This window comes from Lentzea sp. NPDC051208 (genome assembly GCF_040682435.1).
Classification (GTDB): Bacteria; Actinomycetota; Actinomycetes; order Mycobacteriales; family Pseudonocardiaceae; genus Lentzea; species Lentzea kristufekii.
The window spans coordinates 299298-305297 of record NZ_JBFBAW010000013.1 but is presented as its reverse complement, the minus strand read 5'-3'; the positions used below and the strand labels follow the sequence as shown (position 1 = coordinate 305297).

Below are 6000 nucleotides of genomic sequence, written 5' to 3'. Positions count from 1 at the left end.
AGGCCGGTCCGGCGTTCCAGGGCACGATCAAGTCCGCGGTGGCCTTCGGTGCTCTGCTGCGCCAGGGCATCGGTGACACCATCCGCGTGTCGCTGAGCGCCCCGCCGGTGGAGGAGATCAAGGTGGGCCACCAGATCCTGCAGTCGCTGAACCTGCGTCCGCGCAAGCTGGAGATCGTGTCCTGCCCGTCGTGCGGCCGAGCCCAGGTGGACGTGTACACGCTCGCCGAGCAGGTCACCGCGGGCCTGGAGGGCATGGAGGTGCCGCTGCGCGTGGCCGTGATGGGTTGCGTGGTGAACGGCCCCGGCGAGGCCCGCGAGGCCGACCTGGGCGTGGCGAGCGGCAACGGCAAGGGCCAGATCTTCGTGAAGGGCAAGGTCATCAAGACCGTCCCCGAGCACGCGATCGTGGAGACCCTCATCGAAGAGGCGATGCGCATCGCCGAAGAGATGGAAGCAACCGGCGAACCCCCGACCGTCACCGCCGGCTGACCGAACAAGTGATGCGTCACTCGGCGAGACCCGGCCAGCCGGAACGCGTCTGGAAGCGCATCGATTGGAGGACCCGTATGCCTGCCAACATCTTGTCGGGCACGACAGACGCCAACCGGACACCCCGCCTTGTGCAACGGACCTGCGCCATCCTGCGTGCGCTCTCGGAGGGCGGCACCGTGTCGAGCATGACAGCCCTGTCGGCCAGTACGGGGATTCCCAGGGCGACGGTGCACCGGTTGGTACGCGCGCTGCAGGATGAGCGGGTCATCGTCAGGACGAGCTCCGGTTACCGCCTCACGGCACACCTGCCAGGCATCATCGCTTTCAACGACCAAGAGCATCTGCTGGCCGACCGGGCACGCCCCCTCATGCTCGAGATCTTCGAAAGAACGCACCTGCTGATCCAGCTCATGATCCTTGATGGCGATCTCGTGCGCTGCGTGGACCAGTTCGACATCGCACAGCACACCACGACGCGCGGGTCCGGACGTGGAACGCGATGGCTGGCGAGCCGAGTGGCGGCGGGACGAGCTGTGTTGGAAGGCGCCACAGGTTCAGCGTCGGTTCCGAGCTGTGCCAGTGGTCTTGTCGTGGCCTTGGACCGCGGCGCGACCCAGCCGGGTCTCGTCACGATGGCCGTCTCACTCGGTGTCCTCGGCCGAATCCCCGCGGCCATTTCCGTGAGCGGAACTTTGCAACAGGTCTCGGACCGTCAGGTGGCCATGGTGCTGCGGAAGGTTGTGCACGGAGGGGGCCGGTGGGCGGTGGCTGACGATCCGGCGTGTCGAGCGTCGTAACAGCAAGACGTTCCAGCAGCCGGTCGATAGGAACGCGCGATGCGAGCGGGACAGCGTTCGCGTGCGACCCGAACCGGCTTCGGAGCTGGCCATGAGAACGCCGACATCGGCCAGTCCGCGCCTGCGCCTGCGCGTGAGCGTGATGTTCCGCGTGTCGCGCATGTGGTGTCAGGTCGTCCGGGACCCTGCGTCGTCGATCGTGCGCCTGGTCGCGGCGGACGCCGGCACGGTGCGGGACGTGATTCATGACTTCAACGCCCGCAGCCTTCCGGCGCTGGACCCTAGGCTTGGGTTTTAGGGTCCGGGCGTCCGGCGTGACACCTGGTTGATCATGAACGAAGCCCTTGGTTGATCATTCCTTCTTGCGATGGTGAACATGTGCACCATCACGGACAAGTCGGGCTTGCCTCGGGCAGACCGCACGAATAGGCGTCCCGGGTTGGTGCTTCGGGATGCTCATTCGTCGGATTATCGATGATCTTTCCGAATCATGCATCGCAGAAGAGTCGAATTCTTCCTTCACTCGTCATGGCTCGCCCGTGCACCGCCGGCTCGTCCTGGATGTCGGGTAGGCCCAACGCCGTATGTCAGCGCGCTACCAGCAGCCGGGACGCTGCCCCAAAGGTACCGCCGACCGTGGCGGTAACGCGCCGCGGAGTTGGCGCGATGTGTGCCGGCCTCCCGTTCCGCACCGACGCGTCTACGAGAGCCTTCGCGTGTTCCGCATGCGGTGCCAGGAGCGACAGGCCGAAAGGGCACCAAGTGAAAGCCGATCGAGCAGCAGACGCTCGTTGTGCAGGCGGCGACGAATGCCGCGGCTAGTGTCGACGTCTGACCGTTTCGTTCAACTCCAACGGAGAAACCGTGACCATCGACCTGCCCCCGATGTTCGCAGAAGAGCAGCTGTTCGCGCGGATGGGCATCGAGATCACCCAGTGGGATGTCAATGAAATGATCGGCACCATGCCGGTCAAGGGCAACAGGCAGCCGTACGGCCTGTTGCACGGGGGAGCCAACGCCGTACTGGCTGAGTCACTGGGTTCGATGGCGGCTGCCATCCACGGGCAGAAGCTCGACAAGATCGCGGTCGGGCTGGAGCTCTCCTGCACTCACCACCGCGCCGCCCGCGACGGCGTGGTGACCGGAGTCTGTCGACCGATCCACCTCGGCCGCAGCACCGCGACGCTGGAGATCGTCATCACGGACGAGAACGGCAACCGCACCTGCACCGCACGCCTCACCTGCACTCTGCGGGACAAGACTCCGGGGTCCTGATCTGGGGCTTCTCCCTGTGCCCTTTCGGCAGCCCGCGAGCACATGGCTGTGCGGACGGAGATCTGCTGTCATTGAAGGCCCGATCGACTCAGCGGTGACGATCACACTTGCCGAGCAGCACTCGACGATCGCGTCCGAGTGCTGTTCAGCACACCCCCGGCGACGAGCGCCAATCTCGGTTCGCTGTCGGCTGCCGGCCTTCGCACACCAGGTGACCGCGGAGTCGTTAGACGAATGCGAGAAGTCATGACCGACGGAATCGTGGTATTGGGCGGTTGCGGTGAGAAGATCCACCTGGGCCCGCTGCAGGCGACCTTCAAGGTGACCGCCGAGAAGCACGATGCGCTTCGGCCGCTTCGGCCGCGGCCGCCCCATGAGCTGCGCCACTGCCGGCTGGAGTCATGAATGTCGGCCTGAAGCTCAAGACCCTGGAGCAAGTCATGAAGCGAGTCGTGATTCTGGACGTCGACCGAACACTTCATCCCAGGGTCAGCTGCCTGAGTTTGCTCGACGAACTGGTGTCGATGGGCGCGGTGGCCGCGCGTCACCGCAGCGCTGTGCGTGGCCCGCACGTCGCCTACCACATGGGCCGGAGTTCTCACGCCCGCATGACGGAGCTGACGACGCGCGTCTGCGCCAACGTCCTTGCGGCAGTCGACGAGGACCTGCTCGCCAGCGCCGCACGACAGGTGTGGGCCAAGGAACGACGAGCGCCCTTCGCCTTCGTAGGACCATTGCTCACGGTGCTGCGCTCACATGCGGTAGCGCCGGTCATCGTGTCCGGGAGTCCTGCGGCCATCGTCTCGGTGATCGCGCACGACCTCGGCGTGCATGAGGTGCACGCGGCGGTCAACGCCAAGAAGGATACCGTCAAGCGGATCCTCGCCAGCCATGCCGCGACGGGGGCCGGCTGCTTTGCGGTCGGTGGCACCGGCGGCGACGTGGATGCGCTAGAGCAGGTCGAACATGCGATCGCGTACGAGCCGGACCGTGAGTTCCTCTCACGTGCGGGCGGCCAGGGCTGGCCTGTCGCCGACCGCGGGACGGTGCATGAACTGGTGAAAGAACGCTTGCATCAGATGGCATCGACTGACGCCTGCACCGCCGGTGCTGCCGATGCAGCGCGTTGCGGAAGCGATTGGTCGTATGTCTCCATGTGTGCGCTGTACGCCGCACATCGGTCAGAGCTGACCTGGCCACGACGGGACCACATCGGGCTCCGCATGCGGAGCTAACAGGCGCAGGGCCTGATCGACGGCCTTTACACGAGGAAGGCGTCCGCTCTGCGACGACGAGTCGTAAGCCGGGCAGTCCTACCACTTGGGACCGTGGGAAGCACCTTCGTCACAGGGAGAGCCTTCCAGCACGTTCGGCCGCCGATCAGGATGGCGACAACCGGCCCGCTGCCGCTCCGTCTTTGAGGTAGTAGACCTGTCCCCGGCTGGTGAGGTCCTTCCACCAGGAGGCCATCCCCGACTCGTCCATCGTGCGCCAGTCGGGCGGGTCCAGCAGTTGCGCCTGACCGAGCAGCTTGCCCAGGTCCACCATTCGCTCGGCGGCAGGGTAAACCTCGGTGTTCCACTCCTGCAACGCCTCCCGGACCGTTGTTCCTGTCCGGAGCGCGTTGGCCAACGCGATCGCCTCGTTCTGCGCCTTCACCGCGGCGGCGGCCACATGAGCGCGCGGAATCGACGCCGCGTCACCGAGCAGGCAGGCATGGCCGCGCACGAACGACGGGACGTTCAGCAGGTCGTACGCGCCGTGCACGAACGGTTCCGAGGTCGCAGCCAGCACACCAGCCACCGACCCGCGCAGCAACCTGTGTGCGTCCTCGGTCATGCGCCTCACCTCGTCCTCCCGGACGGCACCGCGGGGAATCGATCCCTGGTGCAGTCGCCCGTGCCGGTCGGTGAAGAGTGCCGGGAGGTTCTCCTCCGGCAGCATCCGGTACCAGATCCAGTTCACCAGGCGCCCACGAGGTCCGGAGCAGCGTCCCGGTGCGGGGATCTTGTACATGACGCAGACGCCCTCTTCGTGCACCGCCCATTCGAGGGTCGGCGGTGCGTCACGCACCTCGGCGGGCACCCGCTCTTCCTCGACGGTGCCGCGCCAGAGCACGTAACCGGCATAGCGCATGCGCGCCTCCGGGAAGAGTTGCGCTCGCCCCCAGGAGTTCACGCCGTCGGCGAAGACGACGAGATCGAACTCGAGCCGTTCGCCGTCGTCGAACTCGAGGACGACCGGGCCGTGCTCGTGATCCTGCATGCCGACCACGCGACGGCCCGCCTGATACACGTCGTCGGAAACACGAGACCTGTGGTTGTCGAACAGAATTCCCCAGTTCATCGAATTCAGGTTCGTCGTCGTGCTCCAGAGCGTGCGGCCTGCCGGGGCGCCGTCGTCCGCACGAATCGTCCACTGCGCATGCTGAGCCGACACCATCGGCAGGTCGGCGTCAACGAGGTTCCGCTCCTTCATCACCTCGAGGTGTGCCGGTGGACAAGAAATGCCGGCGCCCCGGCTCTTCAGCGGTTTGTCGGATCGCTCGAACACTGTGACGTCACAACCGGCACGTTTCAGCTCGATCGCTGTCGCACAGCCGGAGAGCGACCCGCCGACGATACCGACCCTCAGGCCCTGCGCCAGGTTCGTCGGCGCTGAGGTGGCGTCTGTCGCCATTGGACTCCTCGATTCACTGGTTGGCGTAGCGCGAGATCGGTGACCAGGACCGCACGCGGGTGAGGCCGACTCGTTCCACCCGCAGCCCTCAGGTGCCCCGTAATCGGAAGCTTCACGGCGAGACCGGCACGACGGTCGTCCTGTGGGCGCTCGTAGGCTGCTTGGTTGACAACTTGGTGAGGGCCATGAGGTGGCGAATCGTTGATTCGTCTCCGACCGCGTGCGGGAAGGGGTCGAGCAGACCGAGGCGGATTCGGCCCAGGTCGGCCAGATCGATCACCTGCAGATGGTGGTGCAGTACCGACGCGAGTGCCTGTGTCAGCGCCATTGCCGCTTCCTCCAACACGCTCGAGGTCGGTCGAGCCCTTCCGAAGTGTTCGCGTAGACGACCGTACGTTCGAGTGCGACGGTGAAGCAGGGGGCGAATGGACCGTCCCGTGAACACGGTCGCTGCCCGTAAGTGCAATGGAACAGCACCGTGTCAGGGGCCTGGTATTGAGCCGGTCAGAGGCATTCGTTGATCGTGATGATGTGAAGGGATGGCTTGGTGGCTGACAAGTCAGCTCGTCATCGGAGGCGTGACGTTGTTGGATGGGTCTTGAACGAAGGTGTTGTTCGCCTGCGCGTCGTTCGACGGGCTCGGTGACAAGGCCGCCCGATGGTTCGGCCGACAGATACCAGCCGCGTCTGTCACCACGGCCCACCCGGACACGCCCGCCGGCCTCGTCTGCGGTCATGCCGCCGCAGCTCACTTC

Annotated in this window: 8 protein-coding genes; 6 read left to right on the top strand and 2 right to left on the bottom strand. The window is 65.8% G+C overall.

The window, feature by feature from the left end; genetic code table 11:
- The 6 genes from AB0M48_RS30290 to AB0M48_RS30265 form a co-directional block, all read left to right on the top strand.
- On the top strand, nt 1–491 hold a 491-nt coding region (locus AB0M48_RS30290; RefSeq protein WP_363848534.1), incomplete at its 5' end, for a flavodoxin-dependent (E)-4-hydroxy-3-methylbut-2-enyl-diphosphate synthase.
- Nucleotides 492–568: 77 nt separating this feature from the next.
- On the top strand, nt 569–1291 hold the full coding sequence (locus AB0M48_RS30285; protein ID WP_363848532.1) for a helix-turn-helix domain-containing protein: 723 nt from the start codon (nt 569–571) through the stop codon (nt 1289–1291).
- 91 nt (nt 1292–1382) lie between these two features.
- Nucleotides 1383–1589, top strand: a complete 207-nt coding sequence (locus tag AB0M48_RS30280; protein WP_363848530.1) for a hypothetical protein — start codon at nt 1383–1385, stop codon at nt 1587–1589.
- Between the two features lie 617 nt (nt 1590–2206).
- Nucleotides 2207–2566 carry a hotdog fold thioesterase gene (locus tag AB0M48_RS30275; protein ID WP_363848558.1) on the top strand — a complete coding sequence of 120 codons (360 nt, stop codon included), beginning with the start codon at nt 2207–2209 and terminating at the stop codon, nt 2564–2566.
- Nucleotides 2567–2812: 246 nt separating this feature from the next.
- A complete protein-coding gene (locus tag AB0M48_RS30270; protein WP_363848528.1) occupies nt 2813–2971 on the top strand; it encodes a hypothetical protein in 159 nt (52 codons plus the stop codon).
- Nucleotides 2968–3801, top strand: a complete 834-nt coding sequence (locus tag AB0M48_RS30265) for a haloacid dehalogenase-like hydrolase (RefSeq protein ID WP_363848526.1) — start codon at nt 2968–2970, stop codon at nt 3799–3801. The genes AB0M48_RS30270 and AB0M48_RS30265 overlap by 4 nt, the downstream gene beginning before the upstream one ends.
- Before the next feature lie 145 nt (nt 3802–3946).
- On the opposite strand, the gene AB0M48_RS30260 is transcribed toward AB0M48_RS30265, so the two are convergent.
- Together AB0M48_RS30260 and AB0M48_RS30255 are read right to left on the bottom strand one after the other, a co-directional pair.
- Nucleotides 3947–5245, bottom strand: a complete 1299-nt coding sequence (locus tag AB0M48_RS30260; RefSeq protein WP_363848525.1) for an FAD-dependent monooxygenase — start codon at nt 5243–5245, stop codon at nt 3947–3949.
- A 112-nt stretch (nt 5246–5357) separates the two neighbouring features.
- Nucleotides 5358–5573, bottom strand: coding sequence for a hypothetical protein (locus AB0M48_RS30255; RefSeq protein ID WP_363848524.1), 216 nt, complete (start codon nt 5571–5573; stop codon nt 5358–5360).
- Nucleotides 5574–6000: the final 427 nt, after the last annotated feature.

Excerpts from the sequence above, each read along its gene's own strand:
- AB0M48_RS30285 (WP_363848532.1), top strand. The coding sequence starts at position 569 with ATGCCTGCCAACATCTTGTCGGGCACGACAGACGCCAACCGGACACCC.
- AB0M48_RS30280 (WP_363848530.1), top strand. The coding sequence starts at position 1,383 with ATGAGAACGCCGACATCGGCCAGTCCGCGCCTGCGCCTGCGCGTGAGC.
- AB0M48_RS30275 (WP_363848558.1), top strand. The coding sequence starts at position 2,207 with ATGGGCATCGAGATCACCCAGTGGGATGTCAATGAAATGATCGGCACC.
- AB0M48_RS30270 (WP_363848528.1), top strand. The coding sequence starts at position 2,813 with ATGACCGACGGAATCGTGGTATTGGGCGGTTGCGGTGAGAAGATCCAC.
- AB0M48_RS30265 (WP_363848526.1), top strand. The coding sequence starts at position 2,968 with ATGAATGTCGGCCTGAAGCTCAAGACCCTGGAGCAAGTCATGAAGCGA.
- AB0M48_RS30260 (WP_363848525.1), bottom strand. The coding sequence starts at position 5,245 with ATGGCGACAGACGCCACCTCAGCGCCGACGAACCTGGCGCAGGGCCTG.
- AB0M48_RS30255 (WP_363848524.1), bottom strand. The coding sequence starts at position 5,573 with ATGGCGCTGACACAGGCACTCGCGTCGGTACTGCACCACCATCTGCAG.